The 25,996-nt window shown below is 71.0% G+C and carries 20 protein-coding genes; 11 read left to right on the plus strand and 9 right to left on the minus strand.

The window, feature by feature from the left end:
* Positions 1-195: 195 nt before the first annotated feature.
* Entirely contained in the window at positions 196-3,222 is a 3,027-nt protein-coding gene (locus AB0M67_RS11970; protein ID WP_365745190.1) for a beta-N-acetylglucosaminidase domain-containing protein, read from the minus strand.
* A gap of 298 nt (positions 3,223-3,520) precedes the next feature.
* On the opposite strand from AB0M67_RS11970, the gene AB0M67_RS11975 reads away from it, so the two are divergent.
* The 3 genes from AB0M67_RS11975 to AB0M67_RS11985 all read left to right on the plus strand — a co-directional run bounded on the left by AB0M67_RS11975 (position 3,521) and on the right by AB0M67_RS11985 (position 6,255).
* Positions 3,521-3,754: a hypothetical protein gene (locus AB0M67_RS11975; RefSeq protein ID WP_030352405.1), complete on the plus strand. Its 234-nt coding sequence runs from the start codon at positions 3,521-3,523 to the stop codon at positions 3,752-3,754.
* 19 nt (positions 3,755-3,773) lie between these two features.
* Positions 3,774-5,921, plus strand: coding sequence for a 4-alpha-glucanotransferase (gene malQ / locus AB0M67_RS11980; RefSeq protein WP_365745192.1), 2,148 nt, complete (start codon positions 3,774-3,776; stop codon positions 5,919-5,921).
* A 103-nt stretch (positions 5,922-6,024) separates the two neighbouring features.
* The gene (locus AB0M67_RS11985; RefSeq protein ID WP_365745194.1) at positions 6,025-6,255 is read left to right on the plus strand and encodes a hypothetical protein; all 231 of its coding nucleotides are present in this window, start codon (positions 6,025-6,027) and stop codon (positions 6,253-6,255) included.
* A 183-nt stretch (positions 6,256-6,438) separates the two neighbouring features.
* On the opposite strand, the gene pepN (AB0M67_RS11990) is transcribed toward AB0M67_RS11985, so the two are convergent.
* Positions 6,439-9,015: an aminopeptidase N gene (gene pepN, locus AB0M67_RS11990; RefSeq protein WP_365745196.1), complete on the minus strand. Its 2,577-nt coding sequence runs from the start codon at positions 9,013-9,015 to the stop codon at positions 6,439-6,441.
* A gap of 148 nt (positions 9,016-9,163) precedes the next feature.
* Here pepN (AB0M67_RS11990) and AB0M67_RS11995 point away from each other — a divergent pair, with 148 nt between their 5' ends.
* Positions 9,164-9,661, plus strand: coding sequence for a DUF1203 domain-containing protein (locus AB0M67_RS11995; protein WP_365745198.1), 498 nt, complete (start codon positions 9,164-9,166; stop codon positions 9,659-9,661).
* Positions 9,662-9,747: 86 nt separating this feature from the next.
* On the opposite strand, the gene AB0M67_RS12000 is transcribed toward AB0M67_RS11995, so the two are convergent.
* Positions 9,748-10,776, minus strand: a complete 1,029-nt coding sequence (locus AB0M67_RS12000; RefSeq protein ID WP_365745200.1) for an aspartate-semialdehyde dehydrogenase — start codon at positions 10,774-10,776, stop codon at positions 9,748-9,750.
* Between the two features lie 170 nt (positions 10,777-10,946).
* On the opposite strand from AB0M67_RS12000, the gene AB0M67_RS12005 reads away from it, so the two are divergent.
* The 5 genes from AB0M67_RS12005 to AB0M67_RS12025 all read left to right on the plus strand — a co-directional run bounded on the left by AB0M67_RS12005 (position 10,947) and on the right by AB0M67_RS12025 (position 13,941).
* Positions 10,947-11,477 carry a sigma-70 family RNA polymerase sigma factor gene (locus AB0M67_RS12005; protein WP_365745202.1) on the plus strand — a complete coding sequence of 177 codons (531 nt, stop codon included), beginning with the start codon at positions 10,947-10,949 and terminating at the stop codon, positions 11,475-11,477.
* 2 nt (positions 11,478-11,479) lie between these two features.
* Entirely contained in the window at positions 11,480-12,115 is a 636-nt protein-coding gene (locus AB0M67_RS12010) for a hypothetical protein (protein WP_365745204.1), read from the plus strand.
* Between the two features lie 122 nt (positions 12,116-12,237).
* The gene (locus AB0M67_RS12015) at positions 12,238-12,996 is read left to right on the plus strand and encodes a hypothetical protein (RefSeq protein ID WP_365745206.1); all 759 of its coding nucleotides are present in this window, start codon (positions 12,238-12,240) and stop codon (positions 12,994-12,996) included.
* A 39-nt stretch (positions 12,997-13,035) separates the two neighbouring features.
* Entirely contained in the window at positions 13,036-13,563 is a 528-nt protein-coding gene (locus AB0M67_RS12020) for a hypothetical protein (protein WP_365745208.1), read from the plus strand.
* 3 nt (positions 13,564-13,566) lie between these two features.
* On the plus strand, positions 13,567-13,941 hold the full coding sequence (locus tag AB0M67_RS12025) for a hypothetical protein (protein ID WP_365745210.1): 375 nt from the start codon (positions 13,567-13,569) through the stop codon (positions 13,939-13,941).
* A 99-nt stretch (positions 13,942-14,040) separates the two neighbouring features.
* On the opposite strand, the gene AB0M67_RS12030 is transcribed toward AB0M67_RS12025, so the two are convergent.
* The 3 genes from AB0M67_RS12030 to pepN (AB0M67_RS12040) all read right to left on the minus strand — a co-directional run bounded on the left by AB0M67_RS12030 (position 14,041) and on the right by pepN (AB0M67_RS12040) (position 21,612).
* Entirely contained in the window at positions 14,041-17,352 is a 3,312-nt protein-coding gene (locus AB0M67_RS12030; protein ID WP_365745212.1) for a S8 family serine peptidase, read from the minus strand.
* Between the two features lie 333 nt (positions 17,353-17,685).
* A complete protein-coding gene (locus tag AB0M67_RS12035) occupies positions 17,686-18,837 on the minus strand; it encodes a hypothetical protein (protein WP_365745214.1) in 1,152 nt (383 codons plus the stop codon).
* A gap of 162 nt (positions 18,838-18,999) precedes the next feature.
* Complete coding sequence (pepN, locus tag AB0M67_RS12040; RefSeq protein ID WP_365745216.1) at positions 19,000-21,612, minus strand: aminopeptidase N; 2,613 nt, start codon at positions 21,610-21,612, stop codon at positions 19,000-19,002.
* A gap of 149 nt (positions 21,613-21,761) precedes the next feature.
* On the opposite strand from pepN (AB0M67_RS12040), the gene AB0M67_RS12045 reads away from it, so the two are divergent.
* Positions 21,762-22,385 (plus strand): DsbA family protein, encoded by a 624-nt coding sequence (locus tag AB0M67_RS12045; RefSeq protein WP_365745218.1) that lies wholly within the window; start codon positions 21,762-21,764, stop codon positions 22,383-22,385.
* Between the two features lie 174 nt (positions 22,386-22,559).
* On the opposite strand, the gene AB0M67_RS12050 is transcribed toward AB0M67_RS12045, so the two are convergent.
* The gene (locus AB0M67_RS12050; RefSeq protein ID WP_365745220.1) at positions 22,560-23,204 is read right to left on the minus strand and encodes a superoxide dismutase; all 645 of its coding nucleotides are present in this window, start codon (positions 23,202-23,204) and stop codon (positions 22,560-22,562) included.
* Between the two features lie 282 nt (positions 23,205-23,486).
* Between AB0M67_RS12050 and AB0M67_RS12055 the strand changes: the two genes are divergently transcribed.
* Entirely contained in the window at positions 23,487-24,071 is a 585-nt protein-coding gene (locus tag AB0M67_RS12055) for a biotin transporter BioY (RefSeq protein WP_365745222.1), read from the plus strand.
* Positions 24,072-24,097: 26 nt separating this feature from the next.
* Here AB0M67_RS12055 and AB0M67_RS12060 read toward each other — a convergent pair whose 3' ends face one another.
* Positions 24,098-24,745: a response regulator transcription factor gene (locus AB0M67_RS12060; RefSeq protein WP_365745224.1), complete on the minus strand. Its 648-nt coding sequence runs from the start codon at positions 24,743-24,745 to the stop codon at positions 24,098-24,100.
* The gene (locus tag AB0M67_RS12065; protein ID WP_365745225.1) at positions 24,736-25,956 is read right to left on the minus strand and encodes a sensor domain-containing protein; all 1,221 of its coding nucleotides are present in this window, start codon (positions 25,954-25,956) and stop codon (positions 24,736-24,738) included. The genes AB0M67_RS12060 and AB0M67_RS12065 overlap by 10 nt, the downstream gene beginning before the upstream one ends.
* Between the last annotated feature and the right edge of the window lie 40 nt (positions 25,957-25,996).

Below are 25,996 nucleotides of genomic sequence, written 5' to 3' on the forward strand. Positions count from 1 at the left end.
GGCGGGAGGGGGTCGGGGTCGGAGGAGGTGCGTGTCCGGACGTAAAGCGTCGCAGCTCGTGCGAAGCACGGTGAGGAAAGCAGTCCGGACACGCACCTCCGGAGGCCCCGGCCCCCGGCACCACAACGCACGCACCCGCACCCCCGCCGGAGGCGCACCGCACCACACCACGACCCCCCGCCGGGAGGCGCCCCGCTAGCCAGCCCCAGCCACCCCGTACACCTCCACCGCGAACAGCGAGTACCCGAACCGCGTCGCCCGCCCCTCGCCCTGTACCCGCACGAATCGCACGTCCCTCGCGTCCATGCCGACCGTCTCCCGCCCGCCCCCGCTGTCCGCCACCGCCGCGGCCGTCCGCCATGTGCTTCCGTCCGCCGAGACCTGGATCCGGTAACGGCTCGCGTACGCGTCCTGCCAGTGCAGCACCACCCGGCCCACCCTGGCCGGCCGCGCCAGTTCCACCTGCCACCACGCGCCGTCCTCCACGGGTGAGGACCAGCGGCTGACCGAATCGCCGTCGATCGCGGCGGCGGCCGGGAAGTCGGGCGTCTCGTCGCCGGACGACGTGGCCGTGCCCGTACGCGCCAGATCCGGGCCGCCGGTGACGGGCGAGGCACGCACCGTGAGCGTGCGCTCCTCGCCGGCGAAGGCGAGCGGCACCTCGTACGTACCGGCCGGGGTCCCCGCGGGGACGCTGACCTTCACGGGAACGTGCGTACGGGAGCCGCGCGGCACCGTCGTCCGCTTGGGCACCGTCACCCGAATGCCGGAAGGCGGCTTCGCCGTGATCGCGCCCCGCACCTCGCCGGGGCGCTGCGCCGCCAGCCGTGCCTCGACCGTCTCGGGCTCGCCGCCGATCTGGGCGTTCGCCGCGCCGCGCGGCAGATCGAGGCTGGCCCGCGGCTCGTCGGCGAACCAGGGCACGACATGCCGTACGGACGGCGTGGACCCACCGGGGCCGCCGGGCCCGGCGCCCGCGTCCGACCAGACGATCCGTACCGCGTCGACCCGCTGCCCGTTCAGCGGCTTCGCGTCCGACTCGGTCCAGCCGCTCGTCGAGAGCGGCCCCAGGTCGCGCCAGCCCTGGCCGGGGACCCGGGCCTCGACGGTGGCGCCCGCGCCTGTGCCGGGCTCGGTCATCGTGTTGACCGTCTCCAGGGGCCTGGCCCGCCCCAGCTCGACGGTGTAGGACCGCGCGTCGCGGGCGACGCCCCCGCCCGTGGCCCCCGCGCGTCCCACCGCGCGATCCGCTCCCGTCCAGGCCGACGACTCCTTGGCCGCCCGCTCAAGGAACGGTCCCAGCACGCCCTCGCCGACCGTCACCCGGCTCGCCCCGGCGGCCTCGCGCAGTGGCTCCAGGGCCACCGCCGCGCGCCAGGCCGCCGCGCCGTCGCCGCGGTCCTGGGCCCGGAGCATGTCGACGGCCAGTTCGCCGGCGGTGCCGTACCGCGCGAGCTGGTCCAGCCAGGGCCGCACCTCGTCGTCCAGCTGTCCGTCGGCCGCCCCGGAGAGCCGCGGCGGGGCCTCCCGCATCACCGTGAACGCGGCCCTCAGTTCGCTCGCCGCCGTGCTTCTGGCCGCCGCGTCCGTACGCGTACGGGACCGCCAGAACGCGTCGAGCAGCGGCTTCAGATACGCCGACTCCGACGGGCTGAGAATCGACGAGGCGTCATTGCCCGCGAGCACGCGCAGCGCCTCGCGGGCCCCCTCGTCCTCGCCCGCGAGGTCGTCCATCGCGGCCCGCCAGGACTGCCGCGGCTGGTAGCCGCGCGGGTTCCAGGCGTAGTCGGCCGCCGTGAACAGCGGGATACGGGACGCCGACGCCTGCTCCATCGCGTTGGCGAGCAACGCGACGGAACCGGCCGCCACGGCGGGCTCCCGGCCGGTGTACGGGCCGAGGAAGAGCCGGCTCTGCTCGTAGTCGTTGACCGGGTAGTTGTCCATGGTCACGAGCGGGCGCCCGAACGCGGCGCGCGCGCCCATCAGTTCGCGGCCCGTGATCGTGCGCGGGACGACCCCGACGCCCGTCCAGGCCACCTGCACCAGCGCGTCGAGCGCGCCGCGGAGCGCCGTGCGGTAGTCCGTGGCGCCGTCCTGGTAGTACTCGGTCGGCATGACCGTGAGCGGCTCGGCGTCCGCGTACCGGTCCGCCAGATGCCCGGCCACCGCGTTGGCCACCCGGGCCTGCGCCACGGCCGCCGCCTCCGGTCCCGAGCCGAACGTCTCCGCGTCCTGGTCGCAGTGCCATTCGCTGTAGCTGACGTCCTGGAACTGGAGTTGGAAGGCGCGCACGCCCAGCGCCCACATCGCGTCGATCTTGCGGGTGAGCGCCATGAGATCCGCGTCCGAGGTCATGCACATCGACTGGGCGGGGGAGACGGCCCAGGCGAGCGTCACATGGTTGCGGCGGGCACGCTCCGCCAGCTCACGGAACTCCGCGCGCTGGGCCGCCGGATAGGGATCGCGCCAGCGCACCTGGCGGTACGGGTCGTCGCCCGGCGCGTAGAGGTAGCGGTTCTGCTTGGTGCGCCCCATGAAGTCGAGTTGGGCCAGCCGCCGCCGGTGGTCCCAGGGCTGTCCGTAGAACCCCTCCGTCGTGCCGCGTACGGCCGTGCCCGGCCAGTCGCGTACGACCACGCCGGGTACGGCCCGCCGGTCCGCCGTCTGACGTGTGATCAGCTGGCGCAGGGTCTGCGCGGCGTGGAAGAGGCCGTCTTCGCCGACGCCGTCGAGAGCGACCGTCCCGCGGCCCGCGACGGTGCCCACGGCGATCCGGTAGCCGCCGGACGGAAGGTCGGCGCGCTCGGGCGCGCGCAGGGCGCGCAGCGCGTTCCACGCGCCGCTGCCCCCGGCGAACACGACGGGCCCCCGGTCCCGGGACGGCGCCCCCGAGGACGCGGCGGACGAGGTGGTGTGGACGGTACGGACACCGGCGGCGCGCAGCAGCTCCGCCAGCGCCCGCACGGCGTAGGTGTCGGCGCCCGCGCCGACGACGACGGTCACCTCGTCCCCGAGCGTGACCGCGCTCCCCGCGGCCTTGATCGTCTGGGGCCTCGGCCAGACCGCGGGCACCGCCATCCCGTCCTCGCGGTCGGGGGTGCTCGCCGCGGGCGATCCGGGGTCCTGGGGGGCGGCCGACGCGCTCGGCGCGGTACCGAGCAGTCCGCCGATCACGGCGACCGCGACGGCGGTCGCGGTCCGCTTTCCGCGCCCGAGCTGCATGCCTTGTCCCCTCATGCTCACTGGTTTCGCCTTCTGGCACCGCCGGCGTCCCGCCTGGGTCTCGACCGGACAGGGGACTGGAACCGTCGAGCGGCACCGAGCCCACCACCCCGTGGTGGCGGTGTCAATGCGCGTGGCCGTTGTGTCGCAAATGACCGTTTGTGATAGGCAGGACCTTCAACTGCCGCACGGGGAACGGATCGTGACTCGACACACGTTTACGGGGCGTACACGTCTGCGGCTCCGCCCGCTGGGTAGGGCTGCGATGACCTGTTCCCTGTTCCTTGGAGGCGCCGTCATGGCCGCATCCGCACAGCTCCTGCTCTCCGCCCTCTCCAAACAGGCGGAGCCCGCCCCGCTGACCAGCGAGCCCCCGCTCGGCGGTGTCGGTGCGGGACCCCTGACCAGCGAGCCCCCGCTCGCCGACGCGGCACCCCTCACCAGCGAGCCCCCGCTCGCCGACACCGCCCCGCTGACCAGCGAGCCGACCGCTCCGGGCACGGCGGGTGGCACGGAGTCCCCAGGAGTCTGACCGTCTGAACGGAGTGCGTATGGGTCTGGCCAGGCTCGCCGAGCTGCACGGTGTCGCCACCGCGCACTCACCTTCCCCGGGCGTCACCGTCCCGGTCCCCGACGACACCGTGGTCGCGGTGCTCGCCGCGCTGGGTGTCGACGCGGCCACGCCCGAGGCGGTGGACGACGCGCTCAGCGACGCCGAGTCCGCCGAGGCGCGGCGGCTGCTGCCCGCGACGCTCGTGCTGTGGACCGCACGGGACGGTGCCCCGGGCGCCCCTGAGGAGTCCGCCGGCTCCCTTCCCGCCCCGGCCCCGCCGCCCCCCGAGCTGCCGCCCGCCCTGGCCGCGCTTCCGCCGGGCTCGGTGCTCCGGGTGGAGACGGAGGAGGGCGAGTCGCTTGAGCTGCCGCACTCCGCCCCTGAGGAGCCCGCCGCCTGGGCGCGGCTCCCGCTCGGGGTGCACCGGCTGGCCGTCGAGGCCCCCGACGGCCGTACCGCCTGGGTGGTGCTGATCGTCGCGCCCGCCCGGCTGCCGCGCCCGCCCGCCCGCACCCATGGCTTTCTGGTGCAGCTCTACTCCCTGCTCTCCGCCCGCTCCTGGGGCATGGGCGATCTGGGCGATCTCGCCGAGCTGGCCGGCTGGTCGGGCCGGACCCTGGGGGCCGGGTTCGTCCAGATCAATCCGCTGCACGCCGCCGTACCGGGCGATCCGACCGACCCGTCCCCGTACCGACCCTCCTCACGCCGTTTCCCCGACCCGGTGCATCTGCGGATCGAGGACATCCCCGAGTACGCGTATGTACGGGGGCCCGACCGCGCTCGCCTCGACGCGCTGGTGGAACGGGCCGCGGCGCTGCGGGAGTCCGTTCTCGACAAGACCCCGGGCGAGGGCGCGCTGATCGACCGCGACGCCGTGTGGGCGCTCAAGCGTGCGGCCCTGGACATCCTGGACACGGTCCCGCTCGGCCCCGGGCGGCGCGCCGCCTACTGGGACTTCCTGGCCGCGCAGGGCCGCGCCCTGGAGGACCACGCCACCTGGTACGCCCTCGCCGAGGTGCACGGCCCCGAGTGGCACGACTGGCCGGAGGTGCTGCGGGACCCGCGCTCCGCCGAGACGGCCGCGGCCCGCCGGGAGCTGCTCGACCGGATCGACTACCACTGCCGGCTGGCCTGGCTGACGGACGAGCAGCTGGCCGCCGCGTCCCGGACCGCCGTGGACGCGGGGATGGCCGTCGGGATCGTCCATGACCTCGCCGTCGGGGTGCACCCGGGCGGCGCCGACGCCTGGGCCCAGCAGGACGCCTTCGCCGCGGGCATCTCGATCGGCGCGCCGCCGGACGCCTTCAACGCGCTCGGCCAGGACTGGGGCCTGCCGCCCTGGCGCCCCGATGTGCTGGCCGCGTCCGGGTACGCCCCGTTCCGCGGGCTGCTCCAGGGCCTGCTGCGGCACGCCGGAGCGCTGCGGATCGACCATGTGATGGGGCTGTTCCGGCTCTGGTGGGTACCCCGGGGCCAGGACCCCACCCGGGGAACGTATGTCCGTTACGACGCCGAGGCGATGCTCGCGGTCCTCGCCCTGGAGGCGCACCGCGCGGGTGCCGTCGTCATAGGGGAGGACCTGGGCACGGTCGAGCCCGGCGTACGCGAGGCGCTCCAGCGGCGCGGGGTGCTCGGCACGTCCGTGCTCTGGTTCGAGCGCGACTGGACGGGTACGGGCCGCCCGCTGCCGCCCGAGAGCTGGCGCGAGGGCTGTGTGGCCACCGCCACCACCCATGATCTGCCGCCCACGGCGGCCCGGCTCACCGGTGAGTACGCGGAGCTGCGCCACCGGCTCGGTCTGCTCACCCGCCCGCTGGACCAGGAGCGCTCGGAGGAGCAGGCGGAGGTCGCGGAGTGGCTGGGGTGTCTCGCGCGCCTGGGACTGCTGCCCGGGGGCGACGGGGACGAGGAGGAGGAGATCCGCGCCTTCTACCGCTTCCTGACCCTCACACCCGCGCGGATGATCGGGGTCTGGCTGCCGGACGCGGTCGGCGACCGCAGACCGCAGAACCTGCCGGGCACCTGGAACCAGTACCCGAACTGGCGGCTGCCGGTGGCCGACGCCGAAGGCCGCCCGATGAGCCTGGAGGAACTGGCCGCCTCGCCCCGGCTGCATGGCCTGATGGAGGCCCTGCGTGGCCACTGAGACGCTGGTGGAGGCCGCGCGCACCGGCGCGCCGGCGGCCTCGGGACAGACCGTAAGGCACCCCGGGCGCGCGGCCCGCGGACGGGTTCGCTACGTTTGCACCGTGGACAAGAAGAACGCTCTGCGCGCCGGCGCCCTGGCGACCGGTACGACGCTGATGATGCTGCTCATGTCGTCCCCGGCGCTCGCGCTGACCCGGGACGACGGCGACGACCCGGGTCCGGGCCTGAGTGTGGGCGAGACCCTCGGCCTGTTCGTGGCCGCGCCGCTGGTGATCTTCGGCGTCATCGCCGGTCTGGTGATCGTGCTCGACAAGTCGCGCAAGCACGTCTGACCCCACCGGGACTTCCTGGGCGTCGCCCGGCACCTGAGGTGCCGGGCGACGCTTTCGCGTGCCGTCGCCGCCGTACCCGCGCCGAGCCGACCGGCCGGCCTCCGACGCGGACGGGCGGGCCGGGGAACGGCTCCCGTGGGATCCGCCCCGACCCGCCCCGACCCGCCTCGCCTCGGAGCCGGGCTACGCGACGGCCGCCGCCGCGTCCGCCTCCTGCGCCTTCAGCGCCCGCTCGACGCCCGACCTCGACTCCGAGATCAGCCGCCGCAACGCCGCGTTCGGGTTCGCGGAGGCGAGCCAGGCGTCCGTCGCGTCCAGCGTGGAGCGGGAGACCTGGAGCGACGGGTACAGACCGACCGCGATCTGCTGGGCCATCTCGTGCGAGCGCGACTCCCAGACCTCCCCGACCACCGCGAAGAACTTCTCCGCGTACGGGGCCAGCAGCTCACGCTGGTCGGTCTGGACGAAGCCGCTGATCACCGCCTCCTGGAGCGCGTTCGGCAGCTTGTCGCTCTCCACCACCGACGCCCATGCCTCCGCCTTGGCCTCGGCCAGCGGTCGCGCCGAACGGGCCGCGGCGGCGTGGCGTTCGCCCGCCGCCGTGCGGTCGCGCTCGTACTCCGCCGAGATCTCCTCCTCGTCGTGCAGCCCCACCGCCGCCAGCCGCTGTACGAACGCCCAGCGCAGCTCCGTGTCGACCGCCAGACCCTCGACCGTCTCCGTACCGTCGAGCAGGCCCTGCAACAGGTCGAGCTGCTGCGGCGTACGCGCCGTCGCGGCGAACGCGCGCGCCCACGCCAGCTGGTGGTCGCTGCCCGGTTCGGCCGCCCGCAGATGCGCCAGCGTGGCGTCCGTCCACCGGGTCAGCCCCGCCTCGCGCCAGGCGGGCGCCGCGTACAGGTCCAGCGCCAGCTTCACCTGGCGGTGCAGCGACTGCACCACCCCGATGTCCGACTCCTTCGTGATACCCGAGAGCACCAGCTCCAGATAGTCGCGGGTGGCCAGCTCGCCGTCGCGCGTCATGTCCCAGGCCGACGCCCAGCACAGGGCGCGCGGCAGTGACTCCTCGAAGTCGCCGAGGTGTTCGGTGACGACCCGCAGGGACTCCTCGTCGAGCCGGACCTTCGCGTACGACAGGTCGTCGTCGTTGAGCAGGATGACGGCCGGACGCGGGGTGTCCGCCGGGAACGGCACCTCCGTCAGCTCGCCCTCCACGTCCAGCTCGATCCGGCTCGTACGGACCAGCTTGCCGTTCCCGTCCAGGTCGTAGCAGCCGATCGCGATCCGGTGCGGACGCAGTACAGGCTCGCCCTTGGCCCCGGCGGGCAGCGCGGGGGCCTCCTGCCGTACGTGGAGCGAGGCCACATGGCCCGAGGCGTCGAGCTCGATCTCCGGGCGCAGGATATTGATACCGGCCGTCTCCAGCCACGCCGTCGACCAGGTCTTCAGATCGCGGCCGGAGGTCTTCTCCAGCGCGCCCAGCAGATCGGACAGCTGGGTGTTCCCGAACGCGTGCGCCTTGAAGTACGCCTGCACGCCGCTGAAGAACTCGTCCTGGCCGACGTACGCGACCAGCTGCTTCAGTACGGACGCGCCCTTGGCGTAGGTGATGCCGTCGAAGTTGACCAGCACATCGTCCAGATCACGGATGTCCGCCATGATCGGGTGTGTGGAGGGCAGCTGGTCCTGCCGGTAGGCCCAGGTCTTCATGGAGTTGGCGAACGTGGTCCAGGAGTGCGGCCACTTCGAGCCCGGCGCGTACGCCTGGCAGGCGATCGAGGTGTAGGTGGCGAACGACTCGTTCAGCCACAGATCGTTCCACCACTCCATGGTGACCAGATCGCCGAACCACATGTGCGCCAGCTCGTGCAGGATCGTCTCGGCACGCGTCTCGTACGCCGCGTCCGTCACCTTCGAACGGAAGACGTACTGGTCGCGGATGGTGACCGCGCCCGCGTTCTCCATCGCGCCCGCGTTGAACTCCGGCACGAACAGCTGGTCGTACTTGGCGAAGGGGTAGTCGTAGGCGAACTTCTCCTGGAACCAGTCGAAGCCCTGCCGGGTGACCTCGAAGATCGCGTCCGAGTCCAGATACTCGGCGAGCGAGGGTCGGCAGTAGACGCCCAGCGGCACGGACTGGCCGTCCTTCTCGTACGAGCTGTGCACCGAGTGGTACGGACCGACGATCAGCGCGGTGATGTACGACGAGATGCGCGGCGTCGGCTCGAAGACCGAGATGTGGTCCCTGGGCTCCGGCGTCGGCGAGTTGGAGACGACCGTCCAGCCCTCGGGCGCCTTCACGGTGAACTGGAAGGTCGCCTTCAGGTCGGGCTGCTCGAACGAGGCGAAGACGCGCCGCGCGTCCGGCACCTCGAACTGCGTGTACAGATAGGCCTGCTCGTCGACCGGGTCGACAAAGCGGTGCAGCCCCTCGCCGGTGTTCGTGTAGGCGCAGTCCGCGACGACCGTCAGCTCGTTGGGGCCCTCGTGCAGATGCGCCAGCGCGATGCGCGAGTCCCGGAAGACGGAGGCGACGTCCAGAGAGGTGCCGTTGAGTACGACCTCGTGCACCGCGGGCGCCACCAGATCGATAAAGGTCTCCGCCCCGGCCTCCGCGCTCAGGAAGCGCACCGTGGTCACGGACCGGTAGGTGCCGCCCTCCTGTGCGCCGCTGAGATCGAGATCGATCTCGTACGAGTCCACGGTGAGGAGGCGTGCGCGCCGCTGCGCCTCTTCGCGGGTCAGATTTGTGCCAGGCACCCGGGTCATCTCCTCGGTTCGTGACGTTTGGGGTTATCTTTCCACGCGGACGTGGCTCGACGCCCGGCAGTAACCGCCGTGCGCAGCGGGTCAGCGCGAGGTCCGGAAACCGCCGGTCACGGGCGGCCGGCCGCGCCACGCTGAAGCCATGACGAACCATCTCGCACGCCCCATCACCCCCGCCGCGCTCAAGGAACTGCGCGACACCGACGACTCGGGCCACACCCGAGCCCCGTTCACCGACGACGAGGGCGGCGCGCCGCTGCGCTGCTGTCTGCGGCCGAGCCGGAGCGGTGAGCGGCTGCTGCTCGTCTCGTACGCCCCGCTGCGCCGCTGGGCCGCTGAGAGCTGGGCCAAGCCGGGCGCGTACGACGAACAGGGGCCGGTCTTCATCCACGCCGAGGAGTGCGGGGGACCGGCCGACGGGGGCGGCTATCCGTACACCAGGCCCGGCGCGCTGCGCACGGTGAGGCGCTACAGCTCCGAGGGCCGGATCCTCGGCGGCCGGCTTCTGGAGCTTTCGGAGAACGCCGACGCGGGGTTCGACGAGGCGTTCGACGAAGCCTTCGCCGATCCCGAGGTCGCGCTGGTGCATGTACGCGCGGTGGAGTTCGGCTGCTTCCACTTCGAGGTCCGCCGCGACTGACCGGCCGACCGGCCGAGGGCCGCTACCCGGACCGGGCGCCCGCCGAGTGAGCGGACCCCCGGCCCTTGAGCCCCGGCCCCTGAGCCTCAGCCCTTGAGCTCGGCCGCGACCAGCTCCGCGATCTGGACGGCGTTGAGCGCCGCGCCCTTGCGCAGATTGTCGTTGGAGAGGAACAGCGCCAGACCGTTCTCCACGGTCTCGTCGTTCCGGATCCGGCCCACGTACGAGGCGTCCTTGCCGGCCGCCTGGAGCGGCGTCGGGATCTCGGACAGCTCCACCCCCGGCGCGTCCTTCAGCAGCTCATAGGCGCGCTCCACGCTGATCGGGCGGGCGAAGCGAGCGTTCACCTGGAGCGAGTGGCCGGTGAAGACCGGCACCCTGACACAGGTCCCGGAGACCTTCAGCTCCGGGATCTCCAGGATCTTGCGGGACTCGTTGCGGAGCTTCTGCTCCTCGTCGGTCTCGAAGGAGCCGTCGTCCACGATGGAGCCCGCGAGCGGGAGCACATTGAAGGCGATGGGGCGCTGGTAGACGCTGGGCTCGGGGAAGTCGACGGCCCCGCCGTCATGGGTGAGCCGGTCGGCCTCGGCGACGACCTTCTGCGCCTGGCCGTGCAGCTCGGCCACGCCGGAGAGGCCGGAGCCGGACACCGCCTGGTAGGTCGTGGCGACCAGCGCGGTCAGCCCCGCCTCGGCGTGCAGCGCGCGCAGCACGGGCATGGCGGCCATCGTGGTGCAGTTCGGGTTGGCGATGATGCCCTTGGGGCGGTTCTTGATCGCGTGCGCGTTGACCTCGGAGACGACCAGCGGGACCTCGGGGTCACGCCGCCAGGCGGAGGAGTTGTCGATCACGACGGCGCCCTGGCCGGCGACCTTCTCCGCGAGCGCCTTCGAGGTGGCGCCCCCGGCGGAGAAGAGCACGATGTCGAGCCCGGAGTAGTCGGCGGTGGAGGCGTCCTCGACCGTGATCGACGTGCCCTGCCACTCGATGACCGACCCTGCCGACCGCGCGGAGGCGAAGAGCCGCAGCTCGGCGACCGGGAAGCTCCGCTCGGCCAGAACCCCGCGCATGACTGTGCCGACCTGACCGGTGGCTCCGACGATTCCGACCTTCACTGGGGCTCCTTCGCTCGGGGCTGTCCCTGTCCCTTTCCAGGGGACGCGTTCCCTCATCATGCGTCTGTCCCCGGTCGGTTTGTCCAATCCAATGTCCGGGGACCGGAACGGTCCGAACGTTTCACGGGCCGCCCACGTCATAGGGGAAACACATCAGGGGGAGGCAATCCGTGCCGAGCAGCAGACCGGCGGAAGACGCGGAAGACGGGGACGACCCTCTCGACGCGGCGCAGGCCAGGAGGGTACGGGCGGTCCTCGCGCTCGGAGGCGTACCGCAGGCCGACCTCCAGGACGGCCTCCAGCAGGTACGGCTGCGCCTCCTGGAGCGCCGCGCGAGCGGAAAGGACGAGCCGAGGGAGGTGGGTGCGTGGGCCGCCGTCGTGGCCTCGAACCTCGCGGCCGACTGGCACCGCACCCGGCAGCGGCAGGAGCGGACGGGAGCCCGGCTCACCGCGCTCAAGGTGTGGAGCGAGACGAGTGAGGGCGGCCAGGAGGCACGGCTGCTCGCGCTCGCTGTCGCGGACGGCCTCGACGATCTGCCGGAGGCGCAGCGGCAAGTGCTCGTCCTGCGGTTCTACGCCGACCTGTCCGTGCCGCAAATGGCGGCGGAACTCGGCATTCCGCTGGGGACCGTCAAGAGCAGGCTGCATGCGGCCGTCAAGGCGATGCGTGACCGACTCCGTACGAACGAGGTGGTGTGACCGTGCGGGAGAACCGGCCTGCGAGCGGCATGGAGGAGGACGAACTGATGAGGACGCTCCGGGAGCAGCTGCATTTCATCGGGGACGCGCTGGCCGGGGCCGAAGCCCCGGAGCCGGCGGGGGTCCCGGAGTCCACCGAGGCCCCGGAGCGCGCCACGGGGACGCGGCAGGCCGACGCGCCGGGCCCGGTACGCCACCGTCGGCGCGGAGCCCTGTGGGCTCTCGCGGCCTCGGCGGCCGTGGTCGCGTCGCTGACCGGACTCGGACTGTTCCGGCTGGCCGCCCAGCCGGCCGACGAGAGCGAGGCCAAGCTCACCGACGAGGGTGTGGTCGCCTGCGCCCGGGTGATCGCCGAGGGGACGGTGGCCAGGACGGAGCCGGCCGGGGACAGGACCCGAGTGGTACTGACCGCCGACCGCTTTCTCAAACCCGACAGGGACCCGGGAGAAGTGGAATTCGACATACCGCGCGACGAGGCCGGTGCATTTCGCCCCGGGACGCACTCGCTGGTCATTATCTCCCGTTTTCCGGATGAACCCGTGGAGCAATTCACTGGCGAACAGGTGGCTACCACCTGGGAGTGGATGACTGCCGCGCTCCCCGCCTCTCGTGCACTTGACTGTGACACCCCGGGGTGAGGTGTCGAAAAATATTGCTTGCCGTTCCGTAGTGGCTTCCTTACGCTGTGCGCGCAAAGTGTTCGGCGCGACAAAAGATTGCGCCGCGTATTTGTGGGGGGTTTATTTTGCGTGCGCAGAAAATGAGACGTGTCCGCGGTATTTCCGTGTGCGCGGCTGTCGTTCTGATCGCTGTCGGCGCCGCGGCCTGGACCGGTGTGGACGGTCAACGATCCGCGCCGCACCGCGACGCGCAGCCTGAGCGGATCATGCACAGCCGCGAGGTGTTCGACTTCAAGACCCTGCCGGAACTGCTCGGCACGACTCCCACGGTGGTCGAGGCGACGGTGACGGATGTCCGTCCTGGCCGGACGGTTGGGAGCGCCGAAGAGGGCGGCGTCGAGCAGGCCAGGGACGTCACCCTGTCGGTCACCAACGTACTGAGGAGCGTCTTCCGCCCTCCGACGACCCTTGTCCTCGAAGAGTGGGGCTGGGACTCCGAGGGCAACGGGTATCAGGTGGAGAACGTGGCGTGGAGCGAGGTCGGGGACAAGGGCTTCTACTTCCTCACGAGATCCGATGACGAGTCCCGCTGGCGGCTGGTCAACTCCCAGGGAAGGGCGCTGGTCAAGGAGGGCTGGACCGGTCTCGTATCGTCCGCCGATCCGGAGTCCGAGATCCACGGTGTCGTCGCCATGTACCAGCCGGACGAGTTCGCCTTCGAGATCAAACGGCTCCAGTCCAAGGAGAACCAGGGCGAGCTGAAGCCGCAGGCCGAACCGCCCGTCCTGACCGGACCCGAGGCTGATCTGCCCGCCTCCGGTGACGACGTCGAGGAGCCGATCCCCGACGACTCGACGGACGACGGCTCGGAGCCGACGCCCTATCCCTCGTCGAGCTGACCGTTCCCGATGCTCCCTCTCTCAGGAAGTGGATCTCCCATGCCCGCACGCTCTTCCCGGATCCCGGGCGCGCTCGCCATGACCGCCGCCCTGCTGCTGGCCATGTCCTCGACCGCGTACGCCGGCCACGACGACGACGGAATCGATCCCGACAACAGAAACCAGGCTGTCAAGGGCTTCAGCCTCAGCTCGAACGGCACCAGTGCGATGAACCATGGCAAGGCGGAGCTGGAACGCAGCGTCATCACGACCTCGTGGGGTGGCGGCGACATCGAGGTGTACGACTCCACCTACGGCAAGACCGGCTGGCACGGCCGTACGGACTGCACCAACTGGAACGCACTGTGGACGTCGTGCGACATCATCCGAATCCGGCTCAACCAGACGCAGAGCAAGACCGCTTCGCAGTGGAAGAGCCTCGGCTGCCACGAGTTCGGGCACACCGCCGACCTCGGACACCGTTCGGCGAGCAATGACACGGACAACAACTCGTGCATGCGAGGGGCGGGTGTCTGGCCGACCCGCTACGACCAGCATGACCTCAACGCGATCAAGGCGGGTACCTGAGCCATGCGCAGACCGGTCGTTGCCGTATCGGCCGCGCTTGCCGCGCTGGCGCTCGCCACCACCGGGTTCCTGGTCACCCGGGACTCCGAAGAAGAGGTCTTCAAGAAGTCCGCGCACCGTGCGGAGTTCTGCGGTACGGCCGGCGCGCTGGATCTCCAGCGTGACGGGGAAATGACCCCGCACAAGCGCCGGCATGTCATCGAGGATCTGAACAAGAAAGCCCCGGAGGGTATCTCCGGAGATTTCAGCCGATTGCTCGCGTGGTACGACCACCCCGAACCGGAGAGCGAGAAATCGGCGCGCCGGTCCAGTTATCGTGTGGGTGAATTCATCGAGCGAGTCTGCGACGGCATCAATATCGGCGGCATCCGTTCATAACGGAGCCATCCGTTCACGGCGAGAAAGTGGGGGCGGGCGTCCGTGCGGACGCCCGCCCCCACTTTCTCGTGACGGGTACTTACGGGTACTTACGGGTACCTAAGGGGTGACGCTCTCGATGATCACGCTGCCGGTGCCCGCGGCGGTGCCGCGCGCGTTGAGCAGCCGGACCTCACCGAAGAACTGCCGGCCCGCCGGGGCCGCGCTGTTCACCAGCACCTCGGCCGCGACCTGCGCGGAAGCGCCGCTGGCGAGCTTGACGGGACCGTTCGCCTTGATCGAGCCGAGCGAGGCCGAGTAGTACACGTCGCGGTAGTCGTACGCCGTGGACCCGGCCGGGACCGCGTAGGCGTCGACGGTGATCGTGTACGTACCGGCCGCCGGGTTGACCAGGCTGACGGACTCATCGGAGCTGGCCGTCGTGGACTGACCGACCGTACGGCCGTCCTTCGCGACGAAGAGGTCGAGGTCGGCCCCCGTGTCGGACGTGCCGCCGAGCGCGATGTCGAGCCGCTCGACGCCCGCACCGATGGTGACGGTCGTCTGCTGCCGCTCGCCGTCCGCGATCGTCGGACGGGTGACCTTCGCCGAGCCCAGCGAGCCGCCGCCGAGCGTGCCGTCGATGGCGGCGAAGCCGTTGCCGACCTTCCAGGACACCGGGGCGGGGGTGCCGATCTTCGCCTCGGGGATCGTGGTGACCGCCGGGTCGAAGACCGCGCCCATCAGGGTCGTGTCCAGCGTGTACCGGTTGTCGAGCAGCGGCGACGTACGGCGCGACTCGACCTCGATCTCCCAGACACCGGGCAGCGGGTCCGGGTACGAACGTACGTCCGGGCGGCAGGTGTTGGCCGGGTTCGGGTAGTTCGGGTAGCAGAAGATCGTCGAGCTGTTCTCCATCTGCACGCCGTACGGGCTGATGGCGATGAACCGGGTCTGGCTGTCCTTGGCGAGTCCGCCGAGCGCCACCTCCAGGGTCTTCGCGCCCGCCGGCACCGTCACGAAGTACGACTTCGAGGCGTTGCGCTGCACCGAGTCCGACGCCGAGAACGCGTACGCCGGCTTGGCCAGCTCCTTCGAGACGACCACGGTGGTGAGGACCTGCTTGTCCACCCCCTCCGTACGACGGTCGTCGACCTCCAGGATCGCGCTGTGCACCCCGGCGGAACCGGGCCTGGCCTGCACGGTCACGGTCACCGGCTGGTTCAGCGGCAGCTTGATCCGGTCACTGCCGAGCAGCCGGAAGGTCTTGTCGTCGTACTTCCACTTCAGCCGGTGCTCCAGCGCGCCCTTGGCGCCCGTGGTCCGGGTGAGGGTGATGTCGTACGTCCGGCTCTGGCCGGCCTTCAGACCGCCCTCGCGGTCGTACAGACCGGTGCCGAAGCCGGGGGTCTTCAGGTACTGGTCGAGCGCCGTGTCGACCGGGGCCTTGACCGTGTACTCATGGGCGGTGGCGCCCTTCTCGATGGACTTCCACGCGCCCACGACATCGATCAGACCGGCGCCCTGCTCATGAGCCTGGAGTCCGGAGATCTTGGTGGCACTGCTGGTGAGCGCCGTCCGCAGCGTGGCGGGGGTGAGGCTGATCCGCTTCTGCTTGGCGGCGGAGAGCAGCAGCGCGCTCGCGCCCGCGGCCTGCGGAGAGGCCATCGAGGTGCCCTGGAGCATGGAGTAGCCGGGCGGCAGCTGGTAGCCCGCCTCGGCGACCGGGCCGCCGGCGGCCCAGGTCTGGGTGGTGTTGATGGCCGCGCCAGGAGCGGTGAGGGTCGGCGTGAAACCGCCGTCCTCGCGGGGGCCGCGGGACGAGAACGGCAGCAGGCCGTTCTTCGTCGTCACACCGGAGCCGTAGTTGGCGGCCCAGGTCTCCTTGGAGATCGACGCGGCGACCGAGATGACCTTGTCGGCCAGGGCCGGGTCACTGATGGTGTTGGTGCCGGGGCCGTCGTTACCGGCCGAGATCACGAGCTGCACGCCGTACGTGTCGATGAGCCGCGTGTACAGCTGGGCGCGGGCGTTGTTGCCGTCGTTGAGCGGCGGCAGACCGCCGATCGACATATTGACGATGTCCACACCGCGGTTGGCGACGAGGTCGATCATGCCCTCGGTCAGCGCGATGCTGGTGCAGCCGCCGCTCCAGGAGCAGGCGCGCGAGGACACCAGCTTGGCGCCGGGGGCGGCGCCGTTCATCTTGCCGCCGAAGAGGCCGTTGGCGGCGGTGATACCGGCGACGTGCGAGCCGTGCGCGCCCTCGATGACACCGATGTTGACGAAGTCGGACTTCGCGCCCGCCGCGTTGTAGACGACGTCCTTGCGGATCTCGACCACGAACGGGATGCGCTCGACCACCGGGGTGGCCGGGTTGTCCGTGCCGAAGTAGCCGACCTGGAAGCCGTCCTTGTACGGCTTCATGACGGTGTCGTTGGTGAAGTCGCCGTCGTTGTTCAGATCGACGCGTACGGTCCCCTTGGCCGGGTCGTAGAGCACGCCCCAGCTGTCGGTGGTGTCACCGTCACGGTTGAGGTCGCCCGCCATCTCGCCACCCAGGGTGGCGTCCTCGCGGAACGCGCGGTACTTGTACGAGCCGGCCGGGGCCTTCCACGTACGGCCGTCCGCCGTGAAGGACGGGCCCGACACCGCGGTGTCCATCTGACGCCAGGTGCCGTCGTTGTCGGACACCGGGTCCGTGGCGGTCACCCAGTCGACGATCTTGCGCTCGCCGGTGGTGGTCTTCTGGAGCGCGGGGTGGCCGAGATCGACACCCGAGTCCAGGATGCCGATGGTGACGCCGCGGCCGTCGGCCTTCGGGTTCTTCTTGACGAAGTCCACCGCGCCGGTCTCGAAGGACGGGTTGTACGGGTTCTTCGCCGGGGTCCCGCTGTTCGGCGCGGGGTACTTCTTGGCGGCCGAACCGTTGGCGCCCTGCGCGGCCTTCGCCGTGTCCGCCGCGGGCTTCGGGTCGTCCAGCTTGATCTCCTGGTTGAGATCGATGCCGTGGACGGAGGAGAGCTTCTGGGCCGCCCTGATCGCGGCGTCCGCCTTGGCGGTCGGGAGCGTGGCCCGTACATAGCCGAGCTTGTCGTACGTCTTGCCGACCACGGCGCCCTCGACGGCGTCCAGTTGACCGGCGACCTGCTCGGTCGCCCCCGGTGCGGTGGCGACCATCATCGTGATGTTCTTCTCGCCCTTGGCCTTCGCCTTGGCGAGCAGATCGGCGTCGGCCGCCCCGAGCTTGTCGGAAGAGCCGGAGGCGGGGGACGACTTGACGGGTGCGGCCGGGTCGTCGGCGCCCGTCGCGGAGAAGGCGGGTACCGCGCCGGTGGCTATCAGCGCGGCCACCAGACCGGCGGCCGCCGCGACCCTGGCCACGCGTCTCGGCCCGGATATGGAGCTCTCGGATTCGGAGGTCATCAGCATCCCTGTGTGGTGAAAGAGACAGTCCGGAATTCGGTACCGGATGACCGCTCACCTTTTCGCAATGACAGGGTTTTGTGGAGGGTTGTCAGGGGCGGGATTCGGTCGTGGCGGACACCCGCCAGTGCGGTGTGTGCGCCACCGGGGACCAATGGGGCGAAATCCGGTTGCTGGTGGGGCTGGTGATGATGCCGGCGCCGAGGTCCGGGGGCGATGGCGCCGAGGTCCGGGGGCCGTGGTGCCGAGGTCCGTGGGCAGGGGGCCGATGTCCGTGGGCCGAGGGGCCGGGAGCCGATGTCTCCGTCACGGCCGGCACCGGCCCCCGCCTCGCCGCGTTCATCTCGGCAGGATGACCACCTGCGCGGCCGGATCCCGGTCGTTCGCCGCCATCAGGGCCGTACGGACCACCGTCGCCTGCTGATCCAGCGCCTCCCGCAGCTTCCTGGGCGTGAGATGGACGACCGTGATCCCCAGCCGCTCCAGATGCTCGCGCTTGCGTACGGCCGCCGACCACTGCTCGTCGTCCTCGTCGTCCGTCCGGTCGGTGGCCCGGCCGCCCGGCCTCGGTGCCCGGGTGTCCAGCTCCACGGCGACCGCCTGGTCGGGCCAGTAGGCGTCCACGCCGCCCAGACGCGGTCCGCCCGGCAGCCGCAGATCCACGTTCCACAGCGGCTCCTGGAGCCCGTACACCCGCACCAGTTCATAGAGCCGGCCCTCGGCCAGCGTCCGCCCCTCGGCGAGCAGGGAGTCCACCGCTTCCACCACATGTGGCCGCGCCAGCAGCCCGGACTGGCTCAGCTCCCGTACCACCAGGGCCGGTTCGCAGTGCCCGGCGCGTACCGCCTCGGTCAGCAGCGCGACGACGGCGTCGGCGTCGCACAGTTCCGCGACCGCGTCGGCCAGCGCGCGCCCCACGGGCGCCACCGGCATCCCGTCGAACTCCTCGGGCCGCGGCAGGGAGTGGGCCCGGATCAGCCGCGCGCACCCCGTGGACCGCAGCCGCCGGGTACGCGGTACGAGCACATCGATCCGCTCCAGCGAGAGCAGCGGGGGAGTGGACGAGAATCCGTACAGCGCCAGCGCCGCCAGCCCCGTGATCATCACCGCGCCGTACGGGGACGCCGAAGTCGCGGCCGAGGAGGCCGAGGAGGGCGAGGTGGCGGAGGCGGCAGAGGCGGAGGCGCCGGGGGAGGCGGACGGCGAGAACCGGCCGGGCTGGACGGGCACACCCCGGGAACTCTCCGCGCTCGGCCGCCCCGCGTACAGCAGTACCGCCCGGAGCCGCTCATCCGCGGTCGGGGGACCCGAGTGCAACAGGAAGACCCCCGGCAGCGGTTGCTGCCAGGGGCCGCCGGGCCGGCACTGAGCGGTGGCCCGGCCACCAGGGACACCGCGCTCACGCAGCTGCGCGAGCGAGAGCACACGACTCCGCACATCATCGGAGAGGTGGCTGAGGGGGCGGGGGGAGACCGGGGTGTTGTTGTTCATGTCCCGGTGTCTCCCCCTACTCAGGCGTCCCTCTAACCCCTGTTACCCGTTTGTCGGCAAAACCGGACAAGATCGTCCTAAAGTAAGGGCGTTCGACTGCCGATCAGAGGCCCTGCGGGACGCCCGGCACCGGACCTCTGACGAGGCGTCCGGCACCATCCGTCAGCCGGCCGCGGCCGTATCGCACTCCTGACCGCGCAGCGCACGCGCCAGATCGTCCGTCGCCTCCACCACCAGCCTGCGCAGCGCGGGCGCCGCGTCCTGGTGCGAATCGAGCCACGCCGTCGCCGTGTCCAGGGTCCGACGGTCTCCCTGGAGCCCCGGGAACAGTCCGCGCACCACATCCATGGCGATCTGGATCGAGCGCTCGGCCCACACCCGCTCGATCACCTCGAAGTACGTCGCGGCGTACGGCGCGAGCAGCTCCCGCTGGTTCGACCGGGCGAAACCGGCGATCGTCGCCTCGACGAGCGCGTTCGACAGCGCGTCCGACTCGACGACCTGGGCCCACGCCTGCGCCTTGACCGCGGCCGACGGCCGGGCCGCCAGACAGCGCACCTGGTGCCGCTTGCCCGACGCCGTGTCATCGCGGGCCAGTTCGCCGTCGATGAGGGACTCGTCCGCCCGTCCGTGCGCGGCCAGCGGCCCCAGGAAGGCCCAGCGCAGCTCCTGGTCGACATCGAGACCGTCGATCTTCGCCGTACCGTCCAACAGCCCGCGCAGCAGTTGGAAGTCCGCGTCCGACGACGCGACGGCGGCGAAGAAGCGGGTCCAGGTCAGCTGGTGCTCGCTGCCGGGCTCGGACAGCCGCAGCTCGCGCAGCGCGCCCTCGGCCAGCAGCCGTCCGCCCTCCGCGCGCCACGCCGGCGCCGCGTAGTGCGTGAGCGCCGACTCGGCCCAGGCGTGCAGCATCTGGAGCACGCCGATGCTCGTCTCGCGGCCCGCGTGGGTGAGCACCAGACCGATGAAGTCCCGGGCCGGCATGAGCGCGTCGCGCGTGAGGTTCCAGAGCGCGGACCAGCACAGGGCACGGGCGAGCGGGTCGCTGAGATCCGCGAGATACGCGCGCAGGGTGTCCAGCGAGCCCGCGTCGAAACGGATCTTGCAGTAGGTCAGATCGTCGTCATTGACGAGGATCAGCTCCGGCCGCTCCGCGCCGGCCAGTTCCGTGACGACCGTGCGCGGCCCGGCCACATCCGTCTCGGTACGGGCGAACCGTACGAGTTCGCCCTCCGGCGTACGCCGGTACAGCCCGATGGCCACCCGGTGCGGCCGGAGCTCCGGATGCGATTCGGCGGCGTCCTGCACCACGGCCAGTTCGGTGATCCGCCCCTCGGCGTCGTAGATCACCTGGGGAGTGAGGGAGTTGAGTCCGGCGGTTTCCAGCCATGACCGGGACCAGCCCGCCATGTCCCGTCCTGACGTCTCCTCCAGTACGGAGAGCAGATCGGCCAGCCGCGTGTTGCCGTACGCGTTCCGCTTGAAGTAGCGCCTGGCGCCCTCCAGGAACGCGTCCTGGCCCACGTACGCCACCAGTTGCTTCAGCACCGACGCGCCCTTGGCGTAGGTGATGCCGTCGAAGTTCAGCTTGGCGGCCTCCAGATCACGGATGTCGGCGGTGATCGGATGGGTGGACGGCTGCTGGTCCGCGCGGTACGCCCATGCCTTGCGGTTGTTGGCGAAGGTCGTCCAGCCATTGGTGAAGCGCGTCGCCCCCACCTGTGCGAACGACCCCATGAAGTCCGCGAACGACTCCTTCAGCCACAGGTCGTCCCACCACCGCATGGTCACCAGATCGCCGAACCACATATGCGCCATCTCGTGCAGGATGGTGTTCGACCGTCGCTCGTACGACGCCTGCGTCACATGCCCGCGGAAGATGTACTCCTCGCGGAACGTCACCAGACCGGGGTTCTCCATCGCGCCGAGGTTGTACTCGGGCACGAACGCCTGGTCGTACTTCCCGAACGGATACGGGTAGTCGAAGTGGTCGTGGAAGAAGTCCAGGCCCTGCTTGGTGATCAGGAAGACATCGTCCGCGTCGAAGTGCCGGGCGAGCCCCTTGCGGCACATCGCGCCGAGCGGGATCTCCAGGACCGTGCCGTCGTCGAACGTGCGGCGGTAGGAGTCGGTCACATAGTGGTACGGACCGGCCACGACCGCCGTGATGTACGTCGAGATCGGCTTCGTCTCCGCGAAGTGCCAGACCCCGTCGGTCAGCGTGCCCTCGCCGTTGCTCCATACGGTCCAGCCCTCGGGCGCGGTCACCCGGAAGCGGTACGGAGCCTTGAGGTCCGGCTGCTCGAAGTTGGCGAAGACCCGGCGCGCGTCGGCCGGCTCGTACTGCGTGTAGAGATAGACCTCGCCGTCCTCCGGGTCGACGAAGCGGTGCATGCCCTCGCCGGTACGGCTGTACGCGCACCGCGCGTCCACCACCAGGACGTTCTCCGCCAGCAGGCCGTCCAGCGCGATCCGCGAGCCGTCGAAGACCTCGGCCGGGTCCAGCTCCGTCCCGTTGAGCGTCACGGCGGTCACGTCCGGGGCGATCAGATCGGCGAAGGTGGCGGCCCCGGGCTCGGCGCAGCCGAACCGGATCGTCGTCACGGAGCGGAACGTCCGCGGCGCCGTGTCCGAGCCAGGCGCACCACTCGGTGTCGCACCGCCCGGCACCTCGCCGACCGCCGAGCGCAGGTCGAGGTCGACCTCGTACCCGTCTACGGTCAGCAGGCCGGCCCGCTCACGGGCCTCTTCGCGGGACAGGTTCTCACCGGGCACGGTCACTCCTCTGTGGCTCGCCTTCGTGGCTCGTCCGAAACAGCCACGATCCTCGCATGTGCCACTGACGCGCGGCATCCGGGAATGCCCCCGACCGGCCGGGACGTTGTTGGCGGCAGGTGCGTTCGCAGCCGTTCATGAGGAGAGACATGTCCGAGAAGACTCCCGTCGACTTCTGGTTCGACCCGCTGTGCCCCTGGGCCTGGATGACCTCCCGCTGGGTTCTCGAAGTGCAGAAGGTCCGCGATATCGAGGTCCGCTGGCATGTGATGAGCCTGGCCGTCCTCAATGAGGACAAGGACATCCCCCAGGAGTACCGCGAGGGCCTGGCCAAGGCCTGGGCGCCGGTGCGTGTGGTCATCGCCGCTCAGCAGAAGCACGGTGACAAGGTCGTGGGACCGCTGTACACCGCGCTCGGCACCCGTTTCCACAACCAGGGCGAGGGCGCGACCCGCGAGGCGATCGCCGCCGCGCTGGACGACGCCGGTCTGCCCGCCGATCTGATCGAATACGCCGATACCGACACGTATGACGCCGAAGTGCGCGCCTCCCACAAGGAGGGCATCGACAAGGTCGGCCAGGAGGTCGGTACGCCCGTTATCGCCGTCCCCGGCGCGGACGGCGAGCAGATCGCCTTCTTCGGCCCGGTCGTCACCCCGGCCCCCAAGGGCGAGGAGGCCGCGAAGCTCTGGGACGGCACGCTGATGGTCGCGTCGATCCCGGGCTTCTACGAGATCAAGAGGACGCGTACCCAGGGTCCGATCTTCGACTGATTCAGAGGAGCGGCCTCTCAGTACCGGCCGATATCAGCCCCGCCCTACAGAAGGACCCCCGCGAGTCACGTCCTCGCGGGGGTCCTCCCTCATTCCGCCCGCACGTGAAAGGTGAGAAGACGATCACGAGCAGGACGTGTACGGCCCGGGGCGGCGCTGCCGTGAGGACACGCCCTACGGGGCGAGCAGCAGGCTGTGGGCGCGCTCCTTGGCGGACGCGTAACGCTTCGCCACGTCCTGCCAGTTGACGACCCGCCACATGGCCTCGATGAAGTCCACCTTCTGGTTCTTGTACTGGAGGTAGAAGGCGTGCTCCCAGGCGTCGAAGACCAGGATCGGCACCGAGCCCTGGCCGATATTGCCCTGGTGGTCGTAGACCTGCTCGACGATCAGCCGGCCGCTGACCGGCTCGTACGCGAGCACGCCCCAGCCCGAGCCCTGGGTGGTCGCGGCGGCCTTGGTCAGCTGGGACTTGAAGCCGGTGAAGGAGCCGAAGGACTCGGCGATCGCGTCCGCCAGGTCACCGACGCCGTCCGCGGCGAGCGGCTCGCCGCCGCCGTTCTCACCGGTCATGTTGTGCCAGTAGATCGAGTGGAGGATATGGCCGGAGAGATGGAACGCGAGGCTCTTCTCCAGCCCGTTGATGGCGCCCCAGGACTCCTTGTCGCGCGCCTCCGCGAGCTGTTCGAGCGTGTCGTTGGCGCCCTTGACGTAGGCCGCGTGGTGCTTGTCGTGGTGCAGCTCGATGATCTGCGGATTGATGACCGGTTCGAGCGCCGCGTAGTCGTACGGAAGTTCAGGAAGCGTGTATACCGCCATGGTCAAACCCTCCGGCCTCTTATTGCACATCCTATGCAAGTGCACGCTAGCAGCAACAGGATCGTGCGCCGATCAGGCGATGGTCCTAGGACCCCGTGCCGCGCGCCGTTGTCCTGGGCGGCACTTTGTGCCATCTCCGACAACGCGCTGACCTCCCCTTTGTGGACGGCCGACGGTGATACGTCGCGGGCCCTTCGGCTACCGTCGGGCTGTTCGACGCATGCCCCAAGAAGCCCTTGACCCGACGTCGGAAGCCCGACGCCCCACGACCGCGGAGACCCCATGAGCACTGCTGCCGCAGCCCCCCGTACCGGAGCGGTCCTCGCCGATCTGCTCCCCGCCACCCGCACCCGGGACATCGCCCTCGTCGTCGGGGGAGCGGTGCTCACCGGAGTGGCGGCGCAGATAGCCGTCCCGGTCCCCGGCTCCCCCGTCCCGGTCACCGGCCAGACCTTCGCCGCGCTGCTCGTCGGCACCGCGCTCGGCGCCCGCCGCGGTTTCCTCTCCCTCGCGCTCTACGCCGTGGTCGGCATGGCCGGAATGCCATGGTTCGCCGAGGGCCGCTCGGGGCTGAGCTTCGCCTCCTTCGGCTATGTCCTCGGCATGCTGCTCGCCGCCACGGTGGTGGGCGCGCTGGCCCGCCGCGGCGGCGACCGCTCCGTACCGCGTACGGCCGGCACGATGGTGCTCGGCTCGGCGATCATCTACGCCGTGGGCGTGCCCTACCTGGCGCTGTACACCGGGATGTCACTGAGTGCCGCCGTCAGCGCCGGTCTGGTGCCCTTCCTGCTCGGGGACGCGCTCAAGGCGGCCCTGGCGATGGGCGCGCTGCCCGCCGCGTGGAAGCTCATCGGCCGCCGCGGCTGACCTCACCCGTGGGCCGCCGCGCCGGGTCAGGCGCGGAGGTAGGTGAGAACGGCAAGGACGCGGCGGTGTCCCTGGCCGTCGAGGTGGAGTCCGAGTTTCTGCAGGATGCTGCTGACGTGCTTGTTCACCGCCGCTTCCGTGACATACAGCTCGCGGGCGATCTCGGCGTTGGCATGGCCCTCGGCCATGAGGGCGAGGACCTCGCGTTCCCGTGGGGTGAGCCGTCGCAGGGGGTCGTGGCGGCGGTTCAGGAGTTGGCGTACGACCTCGGGGTCCACGACCGTCGCACCGGCGGCGACGTGGGTGACCGCGTCGACGAACTCGGTGACGGCGCTCACGCGGTCCTTGAGGAGATAGCCGATGCCGCTGTCACTGCCGAGGTCGAGCAGATGGGCGGCGTAGGACTGCTCGATGTACTGGCTGAGGACCAGGACCGGCAGAGTGGGGCGCTCGCGGCGCAGGGCGATGGCGGCGCGCAGCCCGTCGTCGGTATTGCCCGGTGGCATGCGGACGTCGGTGACGACGATGTCGGGGCCGGTCTCCCGGACCGCGGTCAGCAGGGCGTCCGCGTCGCCGACGGCGGCGAGCACCTGATGGCCGAACCGGGTCAGCACGCCGACCAGCCCGTCCCGCATCAGCGGGGAGTCCTCGGCGAGTACGACGGTCAGCGGCACGGCAGCTCCACATGCAGGAGTGTAGGTCCGCCCCGCGGGCTGGAGACGCGGAGTCTGCCGTCCGCGGCGGCGACCCGGTCGGCGAGACCGATCAGACCGGTGCCCGCCTCCGGGTCGGCGCCGCCGACGCCGTTGTCGCTGATGGACAGGGTGAGGACGTCGGTGTCCAGCCGGGCGTGCACCCGGGCCCGGGTCGCGTGGCTGTGTTTGGTGGCGTTGGTCAGGGCTTCGGCGATCACGAAGTACGCCGTGGTCTCCACGGAGACGGGCACCCTGCGGGGAAGGCGTATGTCGGCCGTGACGGGTAGGACGGAGCGGGTGGCGAGGTTCTCGACCGCCGCTGTCAGACCGTGGTCGGTGAGGGCCTTGGGGTGGACGCCGCGGCTCAGCTCGCGCAACTCGTCGACGGCGAGGGTGATTTGTTCCTGCGCGTTGCCGAGCTGCCCGGCCAGCGAGGAGCCGGGCTCGGCATCGAGGCGGGCCAGCCCGAGCATCACATTGAGGGAGACGAGCCGCTGCTGCGCTCCGTCGTGCAGATCCCGCTCGATCCGGCGCCGCTCCGCGTCGAAGGCGTCGACCAGACGTGCCCTGGAGGCTCGTACGTCGGTCAGCCGACGCCCCAGTTCGCTGTCGCGCGGCGCCAGCATGAGACGCGTGATCGCCGCCCTCGCGCCGGCCCAGGCGGTGATGGTGTACGGCGCCGCGGGCAGCAGACACAGGCCGACGATCAGCAGGGGCCAGGCGTCGGGATCGTCGACCGGCGACAGCATCACCAGTACGGGAACGGCCAGGGCGAAACCCAGGACGAGCAGATCCATCCACCACAGGGCGGTCAGCGACACCGCGGTGAAGCCGAGTTCGCGCCAGGTCGCCGGCTCGCGCAGCCGTGTGCGCAGCCATCCGCGCGGCCCGGTCCGTTCGGGGGCCTGGTGGGGGTCAGGCACCGGATCCAGGTCCACCAGGCGCAGGCGCCACCGCTCGAAGCGGGTGACGACGACGCCGGACAGCGCGACGCCGAGCAGGAATACCGCCCCCACGCCGATGACCAGCGAGACGACCCCCGCGACCAGCATGATCACCAGAACGGTCGTGGTGACGGCGCCGAAGACGACCCCGGACAGCAGATAGGCGAACGCCCGCCAGGGCCAGCCGGATCCGAGCACTTTCAGCGGGGTCTGGGCCAGGGCCTGCCAGGCGGTTCGGTGTCGCACGCGCCGACCGTACCGGGGCGGCGAGCCCGAAACGGTAGTG

Source organism: Streptomyces sp. NPDC051662 (assembly GCF_040681655.1).
Lineage (GTDB): Bacteria > Actinomycetota > Actinomycetes > Streptomycetales > Streptomycetaceae > Streptomyces.